Below are 24,094 nucleotides of genomic sequence, written 5' to 3' on the forward strand. Positions count from 1 at the left end.
GAAGGTTGTCGAACCATGACAGTCGCCATCGACCGCGCCACCGGCAAGCGCCGCGGTGACCGCGCGCCCCGGCCCGGCCTGGGCCGGCGCCTGAGGAGCGGATACCAGAAGCACTGGTACGCGTACGCGATGATCGCGCCCGTGGCCGTCGTCCTGGGCGTCCTCGTGCTTTATCCGCTGGTGTACGGCTTGTACCTCACGCTCACCGATGCCAACAGCCTGAACACCGCCCGCACGATCGGCGTGAACCACATCGACGCCACGTACAAGTTCATCGGCCTCGACAACTACAAGGACATCCTGTTCGGGCCGACCGCGTACGACCGTTTCTGGTCGCACTTCATCTGGACGATCGTGTGGACCGCGCTGTGCGTGGCGCTGCACTACACCATCGGGCTGGGCCTGGCGCTGCTGCTCAACCAGAAGCTCCGGGGACGGACCTTCTACCGACTCGTCCTGATCCTGCCGTGGGCCGTGCCCACCTTCGTCACCGTGTTCGGCTGGCGCTTCATGCTCGCCGACGGCGGCATCATCAACTCGGCGCTGCACGCCCTGCACCTGCCGGCGCCGTCGTGGCTGGAGGACACCTTCTGGCAGCGCTTCGCCGCGATCATGGTCAACACCTGGTGCGGTGTGCCGTTCATGATGGTCTCGCTGCTGGGCGGCCTCCAGTCCATCGACACCACCCTGTACGAGGCCGCCGAGATGGACGGCGCGAGCGCCTGGCAGCGCTTCCGGTACGTCACCCTTCCGGGCCTGAGGTCCGTCAGCTCGACCGTCGTCCTCCTCGGCATCATCTGGACCTTCAACCAGTTCGCCGTCATCTTCCTGCTGTTCGGCAACACCGCTCCGGACGCCCAGATCCTTGTCACCTGGGCGTACTACCTGGGCTTCGGACAGCAGCCGCGCGACTTCGCACAGTCCGCCGCCTACGGCATCCTGCTGCTGGCCATCCTGATCGTCTTCACCTCGTTCTACCGCCGCTGGCTGAACCGCAACGAGCAGCAGCTCGCGATCTGAGGAAGGAGTTCCCATGAGTACGACCACCGTCGAGACCTCCGCCGAGGTGACCGGGCCCGGCGCGGCTCAGGCCCGCCCGCACAAGGTGCGCGGGCGAGGCGAGCACGGCTCCGTCGCCTCGCTGGCCGCCCACGGCGTACTGATCGTCGCGAGCCTTGTCGCCCTCTTCCCGATCGCCTGGCTGATCTTCCTGTCCCTCGGCCCGGACAAGGACGACTATCTCCACCCCGGGCGCATCTGGCACACGATGACGTTCGGCAACTACTCGTTCGTGCTGCAGCACACGAATTTCTTCGACTGGCTGAAGAGTTCGCTGATCGTCTCGCTCGGCACCACGGTCATCGGCGTCCTCGTGGCCGCCACCACCGGCTACGCGGTGTCCCGGATGCGGTTCCCCGGCTACCGCAAGCTGATGTGGGTGCTCCTGGTCACCCAGATGTTCCCGATCGCGGTGCTCATCGTGCCGATGTACCAGATCCTGTCGGACCTGGGGCTCATCGACAGCTACCTCGGGCTGATCCTCGTCTACTGCTCGACCGCGGTGCCCTACAGCGCCTGGCTGCTCAAGGGCTACTTCGACACCATCCCGTTCGAGATCGACGAGGCCGGGCGCGTCGACGGGCTGAGCCCCTTCGGTACGTTCGCACGGCTGATCCTGCCGCTGGCCAGGCCCGGTCTGGCGGTCGCCGCGTTCTACAACTTCATCACCGCCTTCGGCGAGGTGGCCTTCGCCTCGACGTTCATGCTGGACGACTCCAAGTACACCTTTGCCGTCGGTCTGCAGAGCTTCGTCAGCGAGCACGACGCACAGCGGAACCTGATGGCCGCCACCGCGGTGCTGGTGGCGATACCCGTCTCCGCGTTCTTCTACCTGGTGCAGAAGAACCTGGTGACCGGCCTCACCGCGGGCGGCACCAAGGGCTGACCGCCCTCTCCGGGTTCCCGCGCGCCTGACCCGCGCGGGTGGCGGCCGCGGTGCCCATCCGACCCCGCAGGCACCGCGGCCGCCTCGTCACCCTCCGCCCGACCCGCCTCGACGACCCCCACTCCCTCCCCGCCCCGGGCCCGCCCGGGCGGGGACCCGCATCGCATCAAGGACGCCATGAGCCAGCACTCCGCCGACCCGGCCCCGGACACCGCCCTCGCCACCGTCGCCACCCGCCGCGACTGGTGGCGCGACGCGGTGATCTACCAGGTCTATCCGCGCAGCTTCGCCGACAGCAACGGCGACGGCATGGGAGACCTGGAGGGTGTACGTTCCCGACTCCCGTATCTGCGCGACCTCGGCGTGGACGCCGTGTGGCTCAGTCCCTTCTACGCGTCGCCGCAGGCCGACGCGGGCTACGACGTCGCCGACTACCGCGCCGTCGACCCCATGTTCGGCAACCTCCTGGACGCCGACGCGCTGATCCGCGACGCCCACGGTCTGGGCTTGCGCATCATCGTCGACCTGGTTCCGAACCACTCCTCCGACCAGCACGAGTGGTTCAAGCGGGCGCTCGCCGAAGGCCCCGGCTCGCCGCTGCGCGAGCGCTACCACTTCCGCCCGGGCAAGGGGGAGAACGGCGAACTGCCGCCCAACGACTGGGAATCCATCTTCGGTGGCCCGGCGTGGACCCGGGCCACCGAACCCGACGGCACCCCCGGCGAGTGGTATCTGCACCTCTTCGCCCCCGAGCAGCCCGACTTCAACTGGGACCACCCCGCGGTCGGCGACGAGTTCCGCTCCATCCTGCGCTTCTGGCTCGATATGGGCGTCGACGGGTTCCGCATCGACGTCGCCCACGGCTTGGTGAAGGCAGAGGGCCTGCCCGACCTCGGCAGTCACGACCAGCTCAAGCTGCTGGGCAACGATGTCATGCCGTTCTTCGACCAGGACGGCGTCCACGCCATCTACCGGCAGTGGCGCACCGTCCTCGACGAGTACGCCGGGGAGCGCGTCTTCGTCGCCGAGGCCTGGACCCCCACCGTCGAACGCACCGCCCACTACGTCCGCCCCGACGAACTGCACCAGGCCTTCAACTTCCAGTACCTGAGCGCCGACTGGGACGCGGCCGAGCTGCGCGTCGTCATCGACCGCACCCTGGAGGCCATGCGCCCCGTCGGCGCCCCCGCCACCTGGGTGCTCTCGAACCACGACGTGACCCGCCACGCCACTCGCTTCGCCAACCCGCCCGGCCTCGGCACCCAGATCCGCACGGCCGGCGACCGCGAGCTGGGGATCCGGCGGGCGAGGGCGGCCACCCTGCTCATGCTGGCGCTGCCCGGGTCGGCGTACATCTACCAGGGCGAGGAACTCGGTCTGCCCGACGTGGTCGACCTGCCCGACGAGGTGCGCCAGGACCCGGCGTACTTCCGCGGCGCGGGACAGGACGGCTTCCGCGACGGCTGCCGTGTCCCGATCCCGTGGACCCGCACCGGGTCGTCCTACGGCTTCGGCACCGGCGGCAGCTGGCTGCCGCAGCCGGCGGGCTGGGGCGACCTGAGCGTCGAGGCGCAGCAGGGCGTGGCCGGCTCCAGCTTGGAGCTGTACCGTTCCGCGCTCGCCGTGCGGCGCGAGCAGCCCGGTCTCGGCGCGGGCGACGCGGTGGAGTGGCTGCGTGCGCCCGAGGGTGTACTGGCTTTCCGGCGCGGGGACTTCGTCTGCGTCGCCAACACCACCGGTGAGTCGGTCGCCGTCCCGGCGTACGGCCGTGTGCTGCTCGCGAGCGACGAGGTGACCGAGGCGGACGGTGAAGTGAAGGTGCCGGCCGACGCGACCGTCTGGTGGACGGCCGTCTGACGCTTCACATGGTTTCAGGGGGCCCGTCGTCCGGGAGGGACGGCGGGCCCCCGGCCGTTTCCCCGATGGTCGCTGCGGCTCCAACACGTGGTGATCCGGGCCCGGTCGGCAGCTATGGCAGGAGCATGCCCGGGGGGTTGACCGCCGTGGTCGGGGCTCGTACGGTCTGCTCCACTGCAAGTCGTTGAAAACTTGCAGCAATTCCCCGCAGAGCGTCCCAGGGCCCCCGACAGGCGCCCTCAGCAGATCCTTCAACGGAGAAGGAACCCCCACATGGCCAGCAGAACGCTCTCCGGCGCCCTCGCCCTCGTGGCGGCCGCGTCGGTCGCACTCGCCGTCCCCGCCGGGACCGCCCAGGCCTCCCCGCCCGGCACCAAGGACGTCACAGCGGTCCTCTTCGAGTGGAAATTCGCCTCGGTCGCCAGGGAGTGCACCACCACCCTCGGCCCGGCCGGCTACGGCTACGTGCAGGTCTCCCCGCCCGCCGAGCACATACAGGGCTCGCAGTGGTGGACGTCCTATCAGCCGGTGAGCTACCGGATCGCGGGCCGCCTCGGCGACCGCACGGCCTTCCGGAACATGGTCGACACCTGCCATGCGGCGGGCGTGAAGGTCGTCGTGGACACCGTCGTCAACCACATGTCGGCCGGCAGCGGAACGGGCACGGGAGGCTCGTCGTACACGAAGTACGACTACCCGGGCCTGTACTCGTCCGCCGACTTCGACGACTGCACCGCCCAGGTCAGCAACTACCAGGACCGCTGGAACGTGCAGCACTGCGAACTGGTGGGTCTCGCCGACCTGGACACCGGTGAGGAGTATGTCCGCAAGACGATCGCCGGCTATATGAACGACCTCCTCACCCTCGGCGTCGACGGCTTCCGTGTCGACGCGGCCAAGCACATCCCGGCGGCCGATCTTGCCGACATCAAGTCCCGGCTGACCAACCCCGCCGCGTACTGGAAGCAGGAGGTCATCTACGGCGCGGGAGAGGCCGTCCAGCCGACCGAGTACACGGGCAACGGCGACGTCCAGGAGTTCCGCTACGCCTACGACCTCAAGCGGGTGTTCACCAGCGAGAAGCTGGCCTACCTCGGCAACTACGGCGAGGGCTGGGGCTACGTGAACAGCTCGGTCGCCGGAGTCTTCGTGGACAACCACGACACCGAGCGCAACGGCTCGACCCTGAACTACAAGAGCGGCGCGAACTACACGCTGGCGAACGTCTTCATGCTGGCCTGGCCCTACGGGGCGTCCGACGTCAACTCCGGCTACGAGTGGTCCGACGTGGACGCGGGCCCGCCGAACGGCGGCCAGGTCAACGCCTGCTGGCAGGACGGCTGGAAGTGCCAGCACGCCTGGCCGGAGATCAAGTCGATGGTCGCCTTCCGCAACGCCACACGCGGCCAGGCGGTCACCAAGTGGTGGGACAACGGCGGCAACCTCATCGCGTTCGGCCGCGGCAGCAAGGGCTATGTGGTGATCAATCACGAGAGCACGGCGGCCGACCGGTGGTACGAGACGTCGCTGCCCGCGGGCACCTACTGCGACGTACAGGGGAACAGGACCGTGACGGTCGACGGCAGCGGCTGGTTCCAGGCGTCGGTCGCCCCGAACACGGCGCTCGCCCTCTACGCCGGAAAGCCGAGCTGCTGAGTCCGGAGACCCGTCGAGGCCCGCTGCCCGCCGTGTCCGGGGCGGCGGGCCCTCGCCTGCGGCCCGTCCGCCGATGCAATTGCTTTCCGATGCTTTCAAGTCTCTTGCTGTAAGGCTTGCATGGACGGTACGGTCGCGCGGGCGCCCGGCGACGGAGCCGTGCCGCGGCGCAGGGGTCGGACCCGATCGAGCCGTAATCGCAAGGAGTTCACGCCTGTGATACCGAGATGGCCGGCGCCCCGCAGGCGCCCTGCCCAGAGCCGGACAAGGGTCGCGGCCCTCACCGTCACCGCACTGGCCGCGGCACTCATGCCGCCCCTGGCCGCACAGGCCGCCACCGTGCCCCCGCCGCCGTCCGACGCGCGGCTCGCGGCCGAGCCCGCACGGCACGACGCGACCCGCGAGCAGTTCTACTTCGTCATGCCGGACCGCTTCGCCGACGGCGACGCCTCCAACAACCGCGGAGGGCTGACCGGTTCGCGTCTGTCGACCGGGTACGACCCGACCGACAAGGGGTTCTACCAGGGCGGTGACCTCAAGGGCCTGACCAAGAGGCTCGACTACATCAAGGGCCTCGGCACCACCGCCATCTGGATGGCGCCGATCTTCAAGAACCAGCCGGTGCAGGGCACCGGTTCCGACGCCTCCGCCGGCTACCACGGTTACTGGATCACCGACTTCACCCGCGTCGACCCGCACTTCGGCACCAACGGCGACCTGCGGACCCTCATCTCGAAGGCGCACGCCAAGGGCATGAAGGTCTACTTCGACGTCATCACCAACCACACCGCCGATGTCGTCGACTACAAGGAGAAGTCCTACGACTACCTCTCCAAGGGGGCGTTCCCCTATCTGACCGAGGACGGGCGGCCCTTCGACGACGCCGGTCACGCCGACGGCACGAACGGCTTCCCGGCCACGGACGCCGACTCCTTCCCGCGCACTCCCGTGGTCCCCGCCGCGAAGAAGGACGTCAAGGTCCCCACCTGGCTCAACGACCCGACGATGTACCACAACCGCGGTGACTCCACGTACGCCGGCGAGTCCACGACCTACGGCGACTTCTCCGGGCTCGACGACCTGTGGACCGAGCGTCCCGAGGTCGTCGAGGGCATGGAGCGGATCTACGAGCGGTGGGTGCGGGACTTCGCCGTCGACGGCTTCCGGATCGACACCGTGAAGCACGTGAACATGGAGTTCTGGACGCAGTGGGCGACGGCGCTCGACCGGTACGCCGCCGCCCACGGACGCAAGAACTTCTTCATGTTCGGTGAGGTCTACTCCTCCGACCCGTCCGTCACGGCCCCGTACGTCACCCAGGGGCGCCTCGACGCCACCCTCGACTTCCCCTTCCAGGAGGCGGCCCGCCAGTACGCCTCCCAGGGCGGCAGCGCGCAGAAGCTCGCGGGCGTCTTCGCGAACGACTACCGCTACACGACCGACAAGGCCAACGCCTACGAGCAGGTCACCTTCCTCGGCAACCACGACATGGGGCGGATCGGCTCCTTCCTCGAGCAGGACAACCCCGAGGCGTCGGATGCCGAACTGCTCGGGAAGGACCGGCTCGCCAACGAGCTGATGTTCCTCAGCCGCGGCAATCCGGTCGTCTACTACGGCGACGAGCAGGGCTTCACCGGATCCGGCGGCGACAAGGACGCCCGCCAGACGATGTTCGCCTCCAAGGTCGCGGACTACCTGGACGACGACGAGATCGGCACCGACCGCACGCACGCGAGCGACGCCTACGACACGAGTGCCCCGCTCTACCGTCAGATCAGCACCCTCTCCGCGCTGCGGAAGGACAACCCCGCGCTCGCCGACGGCGTCCAGACCGAGCGGTACGCGGCCGACGGCCCGGGCATTTACGCCTTCTCCCGCACGGGGAGCGACGGGACCGAGTACGTCGTCGCCTTCAACAACGCCGGCGAACAGAAGAAGGCGACGTTCGCGACCGGGTCGCCCGCAATGGCGTTCCGCGGCATATACGGGACCGACACGCAGGTCAGGAGCGACGCGGACAAGAAGATCACCGTCACCGTCCCGGCCCGGTCCGCCGTCGTCCTCAAGGCCGCCGCCCGTCCCGGCACCCCCGCCACACAGCCGACTCTCGTCCTGAAGGCCCCGGACGCGGGCGCCACCGGCACCGTCGACCTCACGGCCGACGTCGACGGCGGTGGGCTCGACCGCGTCGTGTTCGCCGCCCAGACCGGCAGCGGGCCCTGGCGTGTCCTCGGTTCCGCCGACCACGCCCCGTACCGGGTCACCCAGTCCATCGGCATGGACGTGACCCCCGGCACCGTCCTGCGCTACAAGGCGGTCGTGATCGACGCGGCCGGCCGCACCGCGAGCGCCGCCGCCACGAGCACCACCGGCACGCCGCCCGCCCCCGAGGTCCCCACGGCCTCCTCCCGCGACTACGCCGTCGTCCACTACAAGCGCGCCGACGGCGACTACGCGAACTGGGGCCTGTACGCCTGGGGCGACCTCGCCGACGGCGAGGCGACGGACTGGCCGGAGAGCCACCCCTTCTCCGGGCGCGACGCCTACGGCGCCTTCGCCTGGGTCAGACTCAAGCCCGGCGCCTCGAACGTGGGCTTCCTGGTCATCGACAAGAACGGCACCAAGGACGTGTCCGCCGACCGCGCCATCGACGTCACCAGGACCGGCGAGGTCTGGGTCGAGCAGGGCAAGGAGACCGTCCTCACCGAGAAGCCGGCGGCCGACTACCCCGCTCAGGACCGGACGAAGGCCGTCCTCCACTACCACCGGGCGGACGGTGACTACGACGGCTGGGGACTGCACGTCTGGACGGGCGCGGCGAACCCCACCGACTGGTCGAACCCGCTGAAGCCGGTGCGCACCGATGCGTACGGCGCGGTCTTCGAGGTGCCGCTCACCGACGGGGCCACCAGCCTCGGCTACATCGTCCACAAGGGCGACGAGAAGGACCTGTCCGCCGACCAGTCACTGGACCTCACGGCGAACGGCCACGAGGTGTGGCTGCTGAACGGCCAGGAGAAGTACCTGCTGCCCCAGCCGGCGGGCAGCGCGGCCGCTCTCGACCTGACCACGTCCAAAGCCGTCTGGATCGACCGCGACACCCTCGCCTGGAACGGTGCCGACAACGCCGCCTCCACCCAGTTGCTCTCCTCCCACGACGGTTCGATCGCCGTCGAGGACGGCACACTCACCGGCGACGACGAGCGCCGGCTGCGGCTGACGAGGACCACGCTCACCGACGCGCAGAAGGCGAAGTTCCCGCATCTGAAGGACGACACGGCCTGGTCCGTCGATCCGCGCGACCGGGACCGGGTGCGCGAGGCGCTGAGCGGTCAGCTGGTGGCCTCGCAGCGCGCGGTGAACGGCGCCGTGACGGCCGCGACGGGCGTACAGATCGCCGGTGTCCTGGACGATCTGTACCCCGGTGCGACCAAGGCCGCGCTCGGCCCGGTCTTCCACAACGGCCGGCCGACCCTGTCCGTGTGGGCGCCGACGGCCCAGAGCGTGCACCTCGATATCGACGGCACCGCCGTTCCGATGCGCCGTGACGCCGCCACCGGCGTCTGGTCCGTCAGCGGCCCGGCGTCCTGGAGGAACAGGCCCTACCGGTACGTGGTGAAGGTCTGGGCGCCCAGCGTCCGCAAGGTCGTCACCAACGAGGTCACCGATCCCTACTCGGTCGCCCTGACCGCGGACTCCGAGCGCAGCCTCGTCGTCGACCTGAACGACAGATCCCTTGCCCCGCGCGGCTGGTCGACGCTCGCCAAACCGAAGGCCGTGCCGCTCAGGGACGCCGAGATCCAGGAGCTGCACATCCGGGACTTCTCGGCCGCCGACGGCACGGTCCCGGCGAAGGACCGGGGTACCTATCTCGCCTTCGCCGACAAGGACAGCGACGGTTCCGCCCATCTGCGCGCGCTGGCGAAGGCCGGGACGTCGTACGTCCATCTGCTGCCCGCCTTCGACTTCGCCACGGTCCCCGAGAGGCAGGCCGACCGGACGAGCCCCGACTGCGACCTCGCCTCCTACGCGCCCGACTCGGACAAGCAGCAGGAGTGCGTCGCGAAGTCCGCCGCCAAGGACGCCTACAACTGGGGCTACGACCCGTACCACTACACGGTCCCCGAGGGCTCCTACGCCACCGACCCGGACGGCACCGCGCGTACGCTCCAGTTCCGCGAGATGGTCAAGTCGCTGAACCAGGACGGCCTCAGGGTCGTCATGGACGTCGTCTACAACCACACGGCGGCGAGCGGTCAGGCGGACACCAGCGTCCTGGACCGGATCGTGCCGGGCTACTACCAGCGGCTCCTCGCCGACGGCTCGGTGGCGAACAGCACGTGCTGCGCCAACACCGCGACCGAGAACGCCATGATGGGCAAGCTCGTCGTGGACTCCCTCGTCACCTGGGCCAAGGAGTACAAGGTCGACGGGTTCCGGTTCGATCTCATGGGCCACCACCCCAAGGCCAACATCCTCGCCGTACGGCGGGCGCTCGACGCGCTGACCGTCGCGAAGGACGGTGTCGACGGCAAGAAGATCATCCTGTACGGGGAGGGCTGGAACTTCGGCGAGGTCGCGAACGACGCCCGCTTCGTCCAGGCCACCCAGGCGAACATGGCCGGCACCGGCATCGCCACCTTCTCCGACCGGGCGCGTGACGCGGTGCGCGGCGGCGGCCCCTTCGACGAGGACCCCGGCGTCCAGGGCTTCGCCTCCGGCCTGTACACCGACCCGAACTCCTCGACGGGCAACGGGACGCCCGCCGAGCAGAAGGCCCGCCTGCTGCACTACCAGGACCTCATCAAGGTGGGTCTGAGCGGCAACCTCGCCGGCTACCGCTTCACCGGCACAGACGGCAGGGAGGTCACCGGAGCCGAGGTCGACTACAACGGCGCCCCGGCCGGTTACGCGGACGCGCCGGGCGACGCCCTCGCCTACGCCGACGCGCACGACAACGAGTCGCTCTTCGACGCGCTCGCGTACAAGCTGCCCAGGGACACCTCCGCGTCCGACCGGGCCCGTATGCAGGTCCTCGCCATGGCCACGGCCGCCCTCTCGCAGGGCCCGTCCCTGTCCCAGGCGGGCTCGGACCTGCTGCGCTCAAAGTCCCTGGACCGCAACTCGTTCGACAGCGGCGACTGGTTCAACGCCATCCACTGGAACTGCCGGGACGGCAACGGGTTCGGACGCGGGCTGCCGCCTGCGGCCGACAACCGGTCCAAGTGGCCCTACGCGGGACCCCTGCTGACCTCGATCGAGGTGGGATGCGACCAGATCGACGGCGCCTCCGCCGCGTACCGGGACCTGCTGAGGATCCGTACGACCGAGCCCGTCTTCTCGCTCGCGACCGCGGGCGAGGTGCAGTCGGACCTGTCCTTCCCGCTCTCCGGGAAGGACGAGACGCCCGGTGTGATCACGATGGAGCTGGGTGATCTGGTCGTCGTCCTCAACGCGACGCCGCAGCGGCAGGAGCAGACGGTCGCGGACCTGGCGGGCAAGGCCTACACACTGCATCCGGTGCAGGCCGCGGGCGCGGACCCTATCGTCAAGACGTCCTCGTACGCGGAGGATTCCGGGACGTTCGCCGTTCCGGGTCGCACGGTGGGGATCTTCTCCCGGGCCGGACGCTAGGACACTAGCGTGGTGGGGCGGGCCGGGCACTCCTGGTCCGCCCCACCACTCTCCGTGCGCCGAGGGGCGGCTCACATGGACGGCAACGACAATCAGACGGAGTCCCCCGTGATGGTGGTCGACGATGTGCACGCTAGCCGCTACGCGCTGGGTGCGGTGCTCCGCCGGGCGGGACACGGCGTGGTGCCCGTCGCCAGCGGCGGCGAGGCACTGACCGAACTCGATCTACGGCTGCGCCGCGGCACCCTGCCCGACGTGGCGCTCGTCGACGTGGGCCTGCCGGACATGAGCGGTTTCGAACTGTGCCGCAGGCTCAAGTCCTCACCCACCACCGCCGCACTCCCGGTCGTGCACTTCTCGGCCGTCTCCGCCGGGCCCGGATTCCGCTGCCGCGGGCTGGACTCCGGCGGCGAAGCGTATCTGTCGGTGCCGGCCGAGCCCGAGGAGATCCAGGCCGTCGTACGGGCGGCCGTGCGCGGAGCACGGATGAGGAACGGAGCGGAGGCGCTGGCGCGGCGGCTGACGCTGCTGTCCGAGACGATCGTCTCCGTGCAGGCGGCGCGCTGCATGACGGAACTGGTCCGCGCCGCCGCCGAGGGCGCCGCCCGGCTCACCGGCTCGCCCGCGGTGGTCTTCGTGCTCGGCGAGGAGGGGGAGCTGTACCGGGGACTGTCCCGCTCCCGGGCGCGCGCCTCGCTGCCGGACTCAGAGGCCCACGAGACGGTCGCCCGGCTGATCCGCGGCCCGTTCGGCGGGCACACCGGGGCGCGGGGAACGGTGGTGCCGTATCCGCTGTGGCCCACCGGATTTCTGCGGCCGGGGACGGCCGAGGACGCGCGTGTGGTGGTGGCGCGCAGCAGGGAGGGCAAACCCGCCGTCTGTCTCGCCGTGCCCGCGCACGGCCCGGCGGGCGAGGGCGACCGGCTGGTCACCCGGCTCGCCCGGGCCACCGCGCTCGCCGCGGAGGCGCTGCTCATGTACCAGGTGGAGCGCCATGTGGGCTCACTCTGCAGCACAGCTTCCTGCCCCAGGAGGCGCCCGAGGTCCGGGGGGTCGAAACGGTCGTCCGCTATGTGCCCGCCTCCCGGCAGGCGGAGATCGGCGGCGACTTCTACGGGGCTGACCACCTCGCAGGGGGTGCTCGCCGCGGTGGGCGACGTCGCGGGGCACTCGCTGGACGCCGCCACCGTCATGGTGGAGATCCGGCACGCGCTGCGCGCCTACTGCGTCGAGAACCCGGATCCGCGGAGCCTGGCCACACGCCTCGACCGACTGCTGCAGCACTTCCATCCGGACGTCACCGCCACCGTCTGCCTGGCCCTGGTCGATCCGGACGACGGGCGGCTGCGGATCGCCAACGCGGGCCATATTCCACCGCTGGTCGTGCACGGGGACGGCACGGCGGAGTACGCATGCGCCGAAGGGCCGTTGCTCGGACTCGGGCTGGACCGGCCGCCGCCGACCGAGGCGGTGCTGGGTCCCGCGGACCGCCTGCTCATGGTCACCGACGGGCTCATCGAGACCCGTGGCACCGATCTCGCCGTGTCGATGGAACACCTGCGTTCGGCCGCCGCCGTGGCCCCACCCGGTGCGGCCACGCTGTGCGACACACTGCTGCGCTGCTTCGGCCAGGACCACGACGACGACATCGCACTCCTCGCGCTGCGGCTGGACGGCACGGAGCTAGGGTGAGGGTGCCCGCCGTAGAACAGGAGCGTCATGCCGCAGATCACCGTCGACTACTCCGCATCGCTGAAGGACTCCTTCGACCGGCGCGGGTTCGCGCCCGCGCTGCACGCCGAGGTGGTCGAGATCGCGGCCGCGCGGATCGAGGCGTGCAAGACGCAGTTCCGCCGTACCGAGGACACCACGGTCGGCGCCGACCTCGAGGGCCACGCGGTGGTGCACGTCACCCTGGGGCTGCTGGCCGGACGCAGCGACGACACCAGGGTGCGGCTCACCGAGGCGACACTGGAGCTGCTGCGGCAGTATGTGAAGCCGGCCGAGGGACTCGCCCTGCACCTCTCCGCCGAGGTGCGGGATCTCGACCCGTCGTACCGCAAGTCCGAGAGCTGACGGACCGTCGGCGCGACCGTCAGGACGCCAGGGAGATCAGCCGGGCGGCCAGGTCGCCGAAGGGCCCTTCGCCCGGCTCGTCCCGCAGCACCCCCCGCAGCAGCGTCGCCATCTCGTCGTCGTGGACCGCGCTCACCGCCGACAGCGCGGCGAAGTCGTGCACAAGCTGGACCTCCAGCTCGCGGCGGGGGATCCGGCGGCCGTCCAGCCAGATCAGTGCCGTCGACTCGACGAGCGAGATCCACGAACGGATCACCAGCTCCAGGCGTGCCGGCGGCTCCGTGATCCCCAGGTGCGCGAGGATCTGGACGTAGGCGGCCTGTCGCACCGAGTCTATGAGCGCGTTCGTCCGTGACGAGCCGACCGCGGGGCCGCCGCGCATCAACGCCGAGAAGCCGGGGCCGTGTTTGTCGACGAAGTCGAAGAACCGGTGCATCACGCGCAGCAGCCGGGTGCCCAGCGGGCCCTCCTGCGGCTCCACGAAGCGGGCCGCCAGATCCTCCGAAGCGCGCGTCAACGCGGCTTCGTAGAGGCTCATTTTGCCGGGAAAATAGTGATAGACCAGCGGCCTCGAGATGCCCGCGGCCGACGCTATCTCGTCGATCGAGACCTCGTCGGGGGAGCGTCGGCTGAACAGTTCGAGCGCGATGCCGATCAACTGCTGCCGCCGTTCCTCGACTCCCATTCTGCGGCGTACCCCGGTTGTCATGCGAACACCTTACCGATCGGATCCGGCCCCGAACGCGCCCCGGCGATCGTGGTTGTTCACATATTCAGCACGATTCGCGCACCGGACGCCCACGATGCGGGTGTCAGCGGCCCGCGCCGACACCGCGGTCGGGCTCCTGGACACCCCCGGTCAGCCGGCAGCCCGCGCTCAGCGCAGCCCGCTGATCGTCCTGCCGTCCTCCAGAGCCCCCTTCAACCCGGCCTGCGTACCCTGCGCCGCCCGCACCGCCAGCAGGTTTCCGTCCGCCGCACCGGTCACCCCGCCGGTCGCCCGGATCGACTGGGTGTCCGAGCTCCCCGCGGCGAGGAGGTACCAGCGGCCTTCCGCGGATTTCCACAACACCCCCGCCAGCACATGGGGATCCTTCGTGCCGCACGCGGAGACGCCCTCGGCCTTGGCCGCGACCGCCCCGTACCGCCCGCCCGGCGTCTGGAACTGCGCCAGCACCCGCGGCCCGTCCCCCCGCCAGGTGTCGGCCCGTGTGCACACCCAGGCGGCCGACCCGGACCCGTCCGGCAGCGTCTGCCGCGCGAACTCCCAGGCGTTGACGGACCGGACGCCCTGTGACCGCACGGCCGCCAGCGAGCAGGCGAACGGGGACCAGGTCCGCAGGGCCTCCGCCTTCGAGGCCTCGTCCGCAGCGCCGGGCCGTCCCACGGTCAGATGCGCCGGGGTCAGCTCCCCGAGGTCGGTCAGCAGCCGGGTGCCCGAACCTTCCGTGAGCTGGAGCACGTTCCACGTCGAGCACGAGCCGGTGCCCTCGGCCGGACCGGCCATCGGCGCGGTCATGCCGTCCTCGAGGCCCAGGTCCACCGGCTCGGCGGACGGCTTGAGCAGATCCCGCTCGGCGGCTCCGGTCACCCAGGGCGCGGTCAGATAGCGGACGTTGCCGTCGGCGCGGCCCAGGACGACCGCCTCGGCCTCGGCGCCGGTGGCCGAGTCGACCCGTGCGAAGTCGAGCGCGGCTCCGTCCGTGCCCCCGGCCCGCTCCGCATAGCGGGCGATGCGCAGACCGTCGTAGAAGATCACCACCCGTGCGGCGTCGACGCGCCCGGCGTAGAGCAGTTGCGGTGGTCCGGCCGGAGCGCCCGAGGGGGTGCCGGGGGTGGCGGAGACCTGGACCGACCCACCGGGCCGCGACCAGACGGCGAGGGCGCGCCGCAGCAGCGCGGTGTCCCCGGTGAGGCCGCCGCGCGCCGGCCACACGGAGAAGTCGGTGCGCGCCGATGTCCGCCAGGCCGTGGGCGGCACCTTGGTGACCTTGGCCGGGTCCACTGCGGCCCGGGCGGCGGGGTTCTGCGCATACCCCGGGGCGGCCGCGCCGTCCGGGCCCCAGCCGCCGCTGGGCAGGGCGAGGAGCACGCCGCACACCACGGCGGCGCCCGCGGCGACGAGCGCGGCCTTGGTGTGCTGCCGGCGCCGCATCAGATCGGTCGGCCGCGCCTGCAGCGAGCACGGGTCGAACTCGGGGGACTCGAGCAGCGCGTCCTGCCTCGGCACCACCGAGGCCTCGCGCAGGGCGGCAGTGGGGCGGGTGACACCCGCGGCGGACAGCACCTTGCGCACGTCGTCCTCGGGCAGCCGCTCCAGGCCGCGCAGCACATAGGCGGCGCGGGCCGGGCCGGGCAGGGCGGACAGTTGCTGCTCCAGGGCGAGTTCGTCGGCGCCGCCCGAGCGCGGGAACAGCTTCAGACCCCACACCTGGGGAAACAGTGGCGGTAGTTGCGAGCGCCTGGGCCAGGCGGCGCGCTTCGGCGGACGGCTCGCCTCCAGAGCCGTACGCAGCACCTGGACACGCAGCAAGGAGTACCCGGGGTCCTCCCGCCGGCCGTCGGTTCCCCCCGCGGCCTGGGCCGGGATCACGGACGCGGAGGCGCGTCCGCGGGGCAGCGCACGCTGGACGAGGGCGTGTGCGGTCAGCACCCGCCGAGTACGGCCGAGGCCGGGTGGCAGCACCAGATAGGCGAGACGGACGAGCCGGGGGTAGTGCTCGACGAGTGCGGCCTCGGCCTGCTCGACGTCGACGGCCGGTCCGGAGGCGGGAGTTGTGCGCGGGGCGGCATCCTGTGACTGCACGTCCGGCAAAACGAGCGAGACGGTGGTTGGTCACCTGGACGGTGGCCCGGCGGGGTTCCCCGGGGCCCCTGCGCCCAGGGCGGCGCAGACGCCGCGTACCGGGCCGGACGGGACCCTCAGGCTTTCGGTTCGACCAGCATGCGGGCGTAGTTCGCCATCGAGCGCTGGTAGCGCGGCAGATGGGGCGCGAGCGCGCCGAGCACCAGGGACAGGCCCTCACGATCGCGGCCCAGGCTGGACAGGCACAGGGCCAGGCAGCCGCGCACGGCGTCGTCCAGTTCGTCGGAGGGGGCGTCGAGTTCGGGGGTGAGCAGTGCGACACCCTCCTCGGCCTGCCCGATGTTCCGCAGCGAACTGGCCAACTGGATCTTCGTGCGGCGGCCCCGGTAGCCGTCGAGGCCACGGGCGAGCGCCTCCCGGTACAGCGGTACCGCCTTGTCGGAGTGACCCGTCGAGTCCCAGGCGCAGGCCCGTTCGAAGAGCCCGAGCGGGCTGTCCTCGGGCAGTTCGGCGGCCAGGGCGGCGATCACCGCGCGGAAGTCCGCGGCACTCTCGGGCGAGCCGCCGCCGGGTGCCGTCCTGGTGTGCTCGTCGAAGGCCGCCCAGGCGGCGGCCACGCGCTGCTCCCAGTCCTGCGCGCTCATGATCCTCCTTGCTCCGGTGTTCAGGCCGCCCACCCTCGCACACCTGTGCCGGTTGCGGCACCGGATTCCGGGCTCCGCACGAACGGGCCCGGTTCGGCGCCTCTCCGGGCGGCCGTACCGTCGCCGAGCGGGTCACCGTCCCGGCGGCGGACCGTCAGCGACTGCGCCGGGCGTTGAGCCGGGCCGCCTGGCGCGTCAGATGGTCGCGCTCCGCGACGTTCGACGCCTTGCGGGCCGCCTCGGCGTACAGACGCGCCGCCGTCCCGAGGTCGCCGTCGCGCTCGTGGAGGTACGCCGCCACCGCGCAGTGGCGGGGGAGCGAGTCGTCCAGCCCGGCGAGCGCCGCCAGCCCGGCGCGCGGTCCGTCGGCCTCGCCCACGGCCACCGCGCGGTTGAGCCGGACGACCGGGCTGTCGGTCAGGCGCACGAGCTCGTCGTACCACTCGACGATCTGCACCCAGTCGGTCTCCCCGGCGGTGGGCGCGTCGGCGTGGAGTGCGGCAATGGCCGCCTGGGCCTGGAACTCGCCGAGCCGGTCGCGGGCGAGGGCCCCCTGCAGGATCCCGACGCCCTCGGCGATCGTCGCGGTGTCCCACCGGGCGCGGTCCTGCTCGGCGAGCGGCACCAGGCTGCCGTCGGGTGCGGTCCGGGCGGCGCGCCGGGCGTGGTGCAGAAGCATGAGGGCGAGCAGCCCGGCCACCTCGGGGTGGTCGATCACGGCCGCGAGCTGCCGGGTGAGCCGGACGGCCTCGGCGGCCAGGTCGACATCCCCGGAGTAGCCCTCGTTGAAGACCAGGTAGAGGACGCGCAGCACGGTGGCGACGTCGCCGGGCTGGTCGAACCGCACACCGGAGACGGTGCGCTTGGCCCGGCTGATGCGCTGGGCCATGGTCGCCTCGGGCACCAGATAGGCCTGGGCGATCTGGCGGGTGCTCAGCCCGCCCACGGCGCGCAGCGTGAGCGCGACCGCGGACGACGGCGTGAGCGACGGGTGGGCGCACAGGAAGTAGAGCCGGAGCGTGTCGTCCGCGGTCGGGGCCGGCCCGGGCGCCGGCTCCATGTCCACGACCTCCTCGCGCCGACGGCGCGCCGTGTCCGCCCGGGTCGCGTCCAGGAACCGGCGCCAGGCCACGGTGACCAGCCAGCCCTTCGGGTCCCGCGGTGGCCGTTCCGGCCACACGCGGACCGCCTCGACCAGTGCGTCCTGCACGGCGTCCTCGGCCGCCGCGAAGTCGGCTCCGCGGCGGACGAGGACGGTGAGCACGCTCGGTGTGAGGCTCCGGAGCAGGGCCTCGTCCATGGGGGAGGTCACTCCGTGATGGTAGGCGGGGCGGTCAGGAACGGGCGCACCTCGAGCCACTCGTGGATCGGCTTCCCGCCCGCCCCGGGGGCGGCCGACAGCTCCCCGGCCAGTTCGACGGCGCGCTCGTAGCCGTCGACGTCGATCACCATCCAGCCGGCGATGAGGTCCTTCGTCTCGGCGAACGGGCCGTCGGTGACCGGCGGGCGGCCCTCTCCGTCGTACCGGACCCACCTCCCCTCGGGGGCGAGCGCCTGACCGTCGACGAACTCCCCGGTCTTCTCCAGCCGGGCCGCGAAGTCCTGCATGTACTGGATGTGCGCCGAGATCTCCTCCGGCGTCCACTGGTCCATGGGTACGTCGTTGACCGCCGCCGGTGCTCCGCGGTAGTGCTTCAGCAGCAAGTACTTGGCCATCGTGATGCTCCTCGGTGCGGGTGCGACCCATTGTGGTCACGTTCACTGCGGGGACGGAGCCGGTCACGGGTTCTCGACATCGCCGGCGGATTTTTTTCGGGGATCTTCCGGACGGGCCCGGACGACCGGATCGGGCGTGATCCGGAAGGGACCGCCGGTGCCATTGAGCACGCGGCGCGCCGCAGCCGTAGGGAAGGGCAGGGCCCTTGCGGGGGCTCCCAGCGGTATGGGCCCCGAGGACCGGAGGAAACATATGAGATGGACGCGCGAGATGCTGGCGGCCGGTGCGGCCGTCGCCCTGCTGGCGCTGACCGGGTGCACAGGGGCGGGAGGGTCGGACGCCGCCCCGGAGAAGATCCCGGCGACCGCGACCGGCAGCCTGGAGGACCTGGCGGCGGACGTGAAGTGCAAGCCGAACATCCAGACGGACGCGGACGAGATCCGGCAGGCCATCTGCAACAACTCCGACGGCAAGTTCGTGCTCGCCACCTTCGCCACCGACCGGGGGCAGCGTGACTGGATCAACGACGCCAAGGACTACGGCGGCTTCTATCTGGTGGGCCGCAAGTGGGTCGCGGTCGGCGACGACGGCGTGGTCAAGGCGTTGCGCGGCACACTGGGCGGCGACGTGGAGATCGGCACGGACCACCACGCCCACGCCGGGCACAGCGGCTGAGCCGCGCCGGGGCGGACATGCCGAAGGCCGGTGGCGGGATCTCCCGCCACCGGCCTTCTTCAGTCGTTCACCGGGTCACTGACACTGCTGACCACGGTTGATGCAGTTGGTGATCTTGTTCGCCAGGCCGCCGGTCGTGACGCTGATGAAGTCGTCGTGGTCGGTGGCCGGCTTGTGGAGCTGTTCGGGGAAGCCGTCCACCGCATAGGCGTTCTTCACCACGCCGTTCTGCAGGGCCGGTGGCGTGATCTTGTACACCAGACGCATCGTCAGCTGCGGGATCGCCTTGAAGCCGTTCTGGCAGTTGCCGCGCGCGTCGGCGAAGGCCACATGCGTGCGGTGGTTGGCGCTGTCGATGTTCTGGCCGTCCCAGCAGCTCTGGAACGCGAACGTGCGGACCACGTTGCTGCCCCGCGGGCAGATCGGGTACTGCGTCGTCAGCTGGACCTTGTTCTCGAAGCCGGTGCAGCTCCAGTGCGCGTTGGCGTTCGCCAGTCCGTTGGTCGTGGTCTTGGCGTCACCGGTGATGATGCGCAGGAACTGCGGCATCGCGACGACCTTGCCGGTCGGGCTGCCGACGTACTTGATCTGCGCCTGCACCGGCGTCAGGATCCGGCCGACGTTGCCTTCCTTGCCGCCGCCGTCCGCGTCCTGGTCGAAGTCCTGCGAGCCGTCCTGCACACGGACGACCGGCCAGTAGTAGGACGACAGGTCGTTCTTGTTCTGGCAGCTGCTCCCGCCCTGCAGGAACGTGTCGTTGCTGGCGAACGCGTTGACCTTCTGGTTGCCGACGTAGTCGTGCAGGTGGTGCGCGCCGTTGGCCACGCCGGGCGCCACGATCACGTTGTCGGTGTTGTGGTTCTTGTTGGCGTTCACGCCGCACCGCGTGGTGAACGTGCCCGTCGAGGCGTTGCGGCTCCTCTGCGGCTTCGCCTGGACGTTCCGCCGCACCTTCGTGATGTCGACGAAGTCGGCCGCGACGGGACCGTTGCCGGCCTGGCCGCCGTTGCCCTGCTGCTGACCGCCGTTCTGCTGCTGACCGCCGTTGCCCTGCGGCTGGCCACCGTTCTGCTGCTGGCCGCCGGTGTTCTGCTGCTGATCACCGTTCTGCTGCTGGCCCGTGTTGCCCTGGCCGGCGTTGGTGTTCGCCTGGTTGGCGGTGGCCCCGGTGCAGCCGGCCAGGCCGTCCAGGCTGTCGGGCGCACTGCCGCCGACCCGGTTGATCTCCAGCTGGATGCGGTCGATGATCACCTGGCGCCGCTCCTTGAGCGGCTGGAGGATCGAGTTCTGGACGAAGCTCGCGTCCCTCGACTGTGCGTCGCGCGTGGTCGCCAGACGCTGGTAGGCGTCCGTGATCTGGCGGTCGAGGTTGGCCAGTTCGCCGTCGACCTCGGTACGGGCCTGGTTCGGCACGTTGGTGAGTTGCTGCCCCACGTCCGGGCAGGTGATGGTGGCCACCTGCGCCGTGGCGGCCTTGGTGGTGTTCTGCCCGTTCGTCTCGTGTGCCGAGGCGTAGTAGTTCGCCCAGATCAGCCCGCCCCCACCGAGCGCTAGGGCAGCCGAGGCGGCTATGGCCTTGGTGGCCAGCGGCGTACGGCGTTTTCTTGTGTTGCGTCCCATGGAACTCCTCTGACTTCCTTTCGGGGCGGAGGCGCCCGACAGGGGTGAAGCGGCGCCATCCCATACGCAGGGGGTTCGTGGGGCGTTCAGAATTCTCAGAAAAACTTGGAAGCGCGAGTGGTCATTTCAGACGCAATGGGCACAGAAGCCCCTGTTTCAACGGCAGTTGAGCGGGGTAGCCCTCCGATTTTGAATTACATTCAGTTTTGAGTCCGGTGCCGTCTTTTCCGGTCGCGATAGATATGGGTGACTGCGGCCGTGAACCGTCCGTTGTCGTCGTGGGAAAACGCCATGACCCGGTTTGGCGAAAATGTGGGAGATATGTTTCGCGATCGCCCGTTCCGGTACGGCGAATCGGACGGCACCGGATCCGGATCAGAGCCCCAGGACCTTCGCCTCCACCGCGGGGTCGAGTCCCACCGGCGGGAGGCCCGCCCGCCGCGGCGCTGCCCCGTCGAGGCCGCGCAGCCACTCCCAGGTGTCCCGTACGGTCTCCTCGACCGTCCGGCACCGCAGTCCGTCCCGCACCGCCCGTGAGACGTCCGCCGCGTGCAGGGCTGCGTGGTAGTCGCTGTCCGGCGGCACCCATACCGGCAGCTGCGTCCACGGCTGGATCCCGGCGGCCAGGATCGCCTCGGGCGCCGTCCAGCGCAGTTGCGCGGCGCCCCCGGTCACCTGTGCACAGGCGTCCAGCAGCGCGCCCATGGTCGCGTGGCCCTGCGGGCTGATGAGGTTGTACGGCCCGCTGAGCCCCTGCTCCACGGCACCGAGGATCCACCGGGCGAGGTCCCGGGCGTCGATGTACTGCAACGGCAGTTCGCGCGGCCCGGGCGCGAGCACCGGCCCGCCGCGGGCCGTCCGGCCGAGCCACCAGGGCAGCCGGCCGACGTTCTCGTGCGGACCCAGGATCAGCCCGGCCCGCACGAGCAGTGCCGCGTCCGCACCGAAGGCCCCGGTCGCGGCCAGCTCCCCGCCCAGCTTGTCCTGCGCGTACTCGGTGCGCTCCGCGTCCGCCGCGGCCCCCTCGACCAGGGGGGCGCTCTCGTCGTACCCGGGGTCGGGCGCCCAGGCGTACACCGAGCAGCTTGACACGTACACATACCGGCCGGCGCGGCCGGCGAGCAGCCGTGCCGTCTCGTGCACCGCGCGGGGCGCCCCCGACCAGGTGTCGACGACGGCGTCCCACGCGCCGTCGGCCAGCGCCGCGAGTCCGCCGGACTCGGTGCGGTCGCCCCGCAGCGCGCGTACGCCGGGCGCGGGCCGGTGCCGCCCCCGGTTCAGGACGGTGACGTCCCAGCCTCGATCGAGGGCGGCGTCCACGACGGCCCGCCCCACGAACTCCGTTCCACCCAGCACCAGAAGTCTCATGCCGACGACAGTGCCCGGCGGGCCCGCGGGGCGGAACCCCGATCTGCTGACAGGAGATTCGCCCAAGGCGTCAGCGGCCGGACCGCGGCACGTACTTGTAGCCCACGCGCCGCACCGTCTGGATCGCCCCGCGGTGCTCGGCGCCGAGCTTGCGCCGCAGCCGGGCGATGTGGACGTCGACGGTGCGCCCGTCGCCCACATGGTCGTAGCCCCACACCGTGGTCACCAGCTGGTCCCTGGTGTGCACCCGGTGGGGGTGCGCGACCAGGTGCGCGAGCAGTTCGAACTCCAGATAGGTGAGGTCCAGCGGCCGTCCGTCCACGGTGGCGGTACGCCGAGCGGTGTCGACGCCGAGGAGACCCGCGCCGTCGGCGGCCGGGGCGGCGTCCTGGTCACCGGGCACCACGACCGGCAGCACCGGCGGCTGCCGGTCGGCCGGGACGAGCACCAGATAGCCGATCATCGGTGGCCTGCCCGGCACGCCGGGCAGGGAGTGCTGGGGTGCGGGCAGCCAGGTGGCGCCGGGCGGCAGGAAGTCCGCCATGTCGACGACCTCGTCGCGGTCGACGGCTCGCAGCCGGTGGCGTGCGGAGCCGTCCGCGGAGGCGGCGGGGGTGTCGAGGGCGGCGGTCGAGAGAGGACGAGTGGTCGCCATGAGAGGTCAGCTCTTTCGCGCGAGAAGTTCGTCGGGAGAGGCCGACGACCGCGGGTGTGGCCGGGGTCGTCGGGGACGTACGTCGTGCGCGCTGGCCGGAGGCCGGGTGTACGGCTTCAGAGGGCCCGCGCGCTTCGCGCGCGACAACACACCCGGTCGAAGTCGTGGTGCTGACGGGAGGGCCAGAAGGGCTCGAGGTCATGGCGACCCGTCGCACTGAGCTTCTGGATGCTGGCCATGGATCCATTGAAGCAGACGACAGCGCTCCGCAGGAGACTCCTCTCACCCGTCGGACGCTCTTGACGTGAACGTGACGTCGCAGGCACAACGGGGGCGGGCGACGCGAGAGGGCGCCCACCGTGCGGCGGGCGCCCCCTGGGAGCCGATGGTGCGTTGATCAGACCTGGCCGGCCTTCTCCAGCGCCGAGCAGCAGGTGTCGACGATCAGACGGGTCACGAGGTACGGGTCGACGTTGGCGTTCGGACGGCGGTCCTCGATGTAGCCCTTGCCGTCCTTCTCCACCTGCCAGGGGATGCGGACCGAGGCGCCGCGGTTGGACACCCCGTAGGAGTACTCGTTCCACGGGGCGGTCTCGTGCAGACCCGTCAGCCGGTCGTCGATGCCGGCGCCGTAGCTCTTGACGTGGTCCATCGGCTTGGAGCCCTCGCCGAGCGCCTCGCACGCGGTGATGATGGCGTCGTAGCCCTCGCGCATCGCCCTGGTCGAGAAGTTGGTGTGGGCGCCCGCGCCGTTCCAGTCGCCCTTGACCGGCTTCGGGTCGAGGGTGGCGGAGACGCCGAAGTCCTCGGCGGTGCGGTACAGCAGCCAGCGGGCGACCCACAGCTGGTCCGCGACCTCGAGCGGGGCGAGCGGGCCGACCTGGAACTCCCACTGACCGGGCATGACCTCGGCGTTGATGCCGGAGATGCCCAGACCCGCCTTCAGGCAGTTCTCCAGGTGCGCCTCGACGATCTCACGGCCGAAGATCTCGTCGGCGCCGACACCGCAGTAGTAGCCGCCCTGCGGGGCCGGGAAGCCGCCCTCGGGGAAGCCGAGCGGACGCGCGCCGTCGAAGAAGGTGTACTCCTGCTCGATACCGAAGATCGGCTCCTGGGCGGCGAACTTCGCGGCGACCTCGACCAGCGCGGCCCGTGTGTTGGAGGGGTGCGGGGCCATGTCCGTGTCGAGGACCTCGCACAGCACCAGGATGTCGTCGCCGCCGCGGACCGGGTCGGGGCAGGAGAAGACCGGCTTGAGCACGCAGTCCGAGGAGTGGCCCTCGGCCTGGTTGGTGGAGGACCCGTCGAAGCCCCAGATCGGCAACGCGGCACCCTTGGCGTCGTCTCCCAGGATCTTCGTCTTGGAACGGAGCTTGGCCGTCGGCTCGGTGCCGTCGATCCAGATGTACTCAGCCTTGAAGGTCACGGGCCACATCCTTCG

General features: G+C 70.9%; 16 protein-coding genes and 1 pseudogene. 8 read left to right on the plus strand and 9 right to left on the minus strand.

Annotated elements, in window-relative coordinates:
* Window positions 1–15 precede the first annotated feature (15 nt).
* The 7 genes and pseudogenes from ACSHXN_RS28920 to ACSHXN_RS28950 all read left to right on the plus strand — a co-directional run bounded on the left by ACSHXN_RS28920 (window position 16) and on the right by ACSHXN_RS28950 (window position 13,168).
* Window positions 16–1,020, plus strand: a complete 1,005-nt coding sequence (locus ACSHXN_RS28920) for a carbohydrate ABC transporter permease (protein ID WP_355132221.1) — start codon at window positions 16–18, stop codon at window positions 1,018–1,020.
* A gap of 13 nt (window positions 1,021–1,033) precedes the next feature.
* Window positions 1,034–1,945: a sugar ABC transporter permease gene (locus ACSHXN_RS28925; RefSeq protein WP_355132222.1), complete on the plus strand. Its 912-nt coding sequence runs from the start codon at window positions 1,034–1,036 to the stop codon at window positions 1,943–1,945.
* A 177-nt stretch (window positions 1,946–2,122) separates the two neighbouring features.
* Complete coding sequence (locus ACSHXN_RS28930) at window positions 2,123–3,802, plus strand: glycoside hydrolase family 13 protein (RefSeq protein ID WP_355795469.1); 1,680 nt, start codon at window positions 2,123–2,125, stop codon at window positions 3,800–3,802.
* A 273-nt stretch (window positions 3,803–4,075) separates the two neighbouring features.
* Entirely contained in the window at window positions 4,076–5,458 is a 1,383-nt protein-coding gene (locus ACSHXN_RS28935; RefSeq protein ID WP_438304202.1) for an alpha-amylase, read from the plus strand.
* Window positions 5,459–5,674: 216 nt separating this feature from the next.
* The gene (gene pulA, locus ACSHXN_RS28940) at window positions 5,675–11,092 is read left to right on the plus strand and encodes a pullulanase-type alpha-1,6-glucosidase (protein WP_438304204.1); all 5,418 of its coding nucleotides are present in this window, start codon (window positions 5,675–5,677) and stop codon (window positions 11,090–11,092) included.
* Between the two features lie 75 nt (window positions 11,093–11,167).
* A pseudogene (locus ACSHXN_RS28945) lies at window positions 11,168–12,784 on the plus strand (SpoIIE family protein phosphatase).
* A 27-nt stretch (window positions 12,785–12,811) separates the two neighbouring features.
* Entirely contained in the window at window positions 12,812–13,168 is a 357-nt protein-coding gene (locus ACSHXN_RS28950) for a 5-carboxymethyl-2-hydroxymuconate Delta-isomerase (protein WP_355132227.1), read from the plus strand.
* A 19-nt stretch (window positions 13,169–13,187) separates the two neighbouring features.
* Here ACSHXN_RS28950 and ACSHXN_RS28955 read toward each other — a convergent pair whose 3' ends face one another.
* The 5 genes from ACSHXN_RS28955 to ACSHXN_RS28975 form a co-directional block, all read right to left on the minus strand.
* Window positions 13,188–13,877 carry a TetR/AcrR family transcriptional regulator gene (locus ACSHXN_RS28955; protein ID WP_355132228.1) on the minus strand — a complete coding sequence of 230 codons (690 nt, stop codon included), beginning with the start codon at window positions 13,875–13,877 and terminating at the stop codon, window positions 13,188–13,190.
* Window positions 13,878–14,045: 168 nt separating this feature from the next.
* Window positions 14,046–15,974, minus strand: coding sequence for a hypothetical protein (locus ACSHXN_RS28960; RefSeq protein WP_438304207.1), 1,929 nt, complete (start codon window positions 15,972–15,974; stop codon window positions 14,046–14,048).
* A 116-nt stretch (window positions 15,975–16,090) separates the two neighbouring features.
* Window positions 16,091–16,618, minus strand: coding sequence for a tetratricopeptide repeat protein (locus tag ACSHXN_RS28965; RefSeq protein ID WP_355132230.1), 528 nt, complete (start codon window positions 16,616–16,618; stop codon window positions 16,091–16,093).
* A 154-nt stretch (window positions 16,619–16,772) separates the two neighbouring features.
* The gene (locus tag ACSHXN_RS28970; protein WP_438306510.1) at window positions 16,773–17,918 is read right to left on the minus strand and encodes an RNA polymerase sigma factor; all 1,146 of its coding nucleotides are present in this window, start codon (window positions 17,916–17,918) and stop codon (window positions 16,773–16,775) included.
* Between the two features lie 8 nt (window positions 17,919–17,926).
* Window positions 17,927–18,334, minus strand: coding sequence for a YciI family protein (locus tag ACSHXN_RS28975; RefSeq protein ID WP_355132231.1), 408 nt, complete (start codon window positions 18,332–18,334; stop codon window positions 17,927–17,929).
* A gap of 253 nt (window positions 18,335–18,587) precedes the next feature.
* Here ACSHXN_RS28975 and ACSHXN_RS28980 point away from each other — a divergent pair, with 253 nt between their 5' ends.
* Window positions 18,588–19,010 (plus strand): hypothetical protein, encoded by a 423-nt coding sequence (locus tag ACSHXN_RS28980; protein ID WP_355132232.1) that lies wholly within the window; start codon window positions 18,588–18,590, stop codon window positions 19,008–19,010.
* A 75-nt stretch (window positions 19,011–19,085) separates the two neighbouring features.
* Here the strand turns inward: ACSHXN_RS28980 and ACSHXN_RS28985 are convergent, their stop codons facing one another.
* From ACSHXN_RS28985 to glnII, 4 genes are all read right to left on the minus strand, one after another.
* A complete protein-coding gene (locus ACSHXN_RS28985; protein ID WP_355132233.1) occupies window positions 19,086–20,630 on the minus strand; it encodes a DUF1996 domain-containing protein in 1,545 nt (514 codons plus the stop codon).
* Between the two features lie 375 nt (window positions 20,631–21,005).
* The gene (locus tag ACSHXN_RS28990; protein WP_355132234.1) at window positions 21,006–21,998 is read right to left on the minus strand and encodes an NAD-dependent epimerase/dehydratase family protein; all 993 of its coding nucleotides are present in this window, start codon (window positions 21,996–21,998) and stop codon (window positions 21,006–21,008) included.
* A 70-nt stretch (window positions 21,999–22,068) separates the two neighbouring features.
* The gene (locus ACSHXN_RS28995) at window positions 22,069–22,653 is read right to left on the minus strand and encodes a winged helix-turn-helix domain-containing protein (protein ID WP_356110742.1); all 585 of its coding nucleotides are present in this window, start codon (window positions 22,651–22,653) and stop codon (window positions 22,069–22,071) included.
* A gap of 397 nt (window positions 22,654–23,050) precedes the next feature.
* The gene (gene glnII, locus ACSHXN_RS29000; protein ID WP_355132236.1) at window positions 23,051–24,079 is read right to left on the minus strand and encodes a glutamine synthetase; all 1,029 of its coding nucleotides are present in this window, start codon (window positions 24,077–24,079) and stop codon (window positions 23,051–23,053) included.
* Window positions 24,080–24,094: the final 15 nt, after the last annotated feature.

The sequence above is a fragment of the Streptomyces sp. HUAS TT11 genome (assembly GCF_051553595.1).
GTDB lineage: Bacteria > Actinomycetota > Actinomycetes > Streptomycetales > Streptomycetaceae > Streptomyces.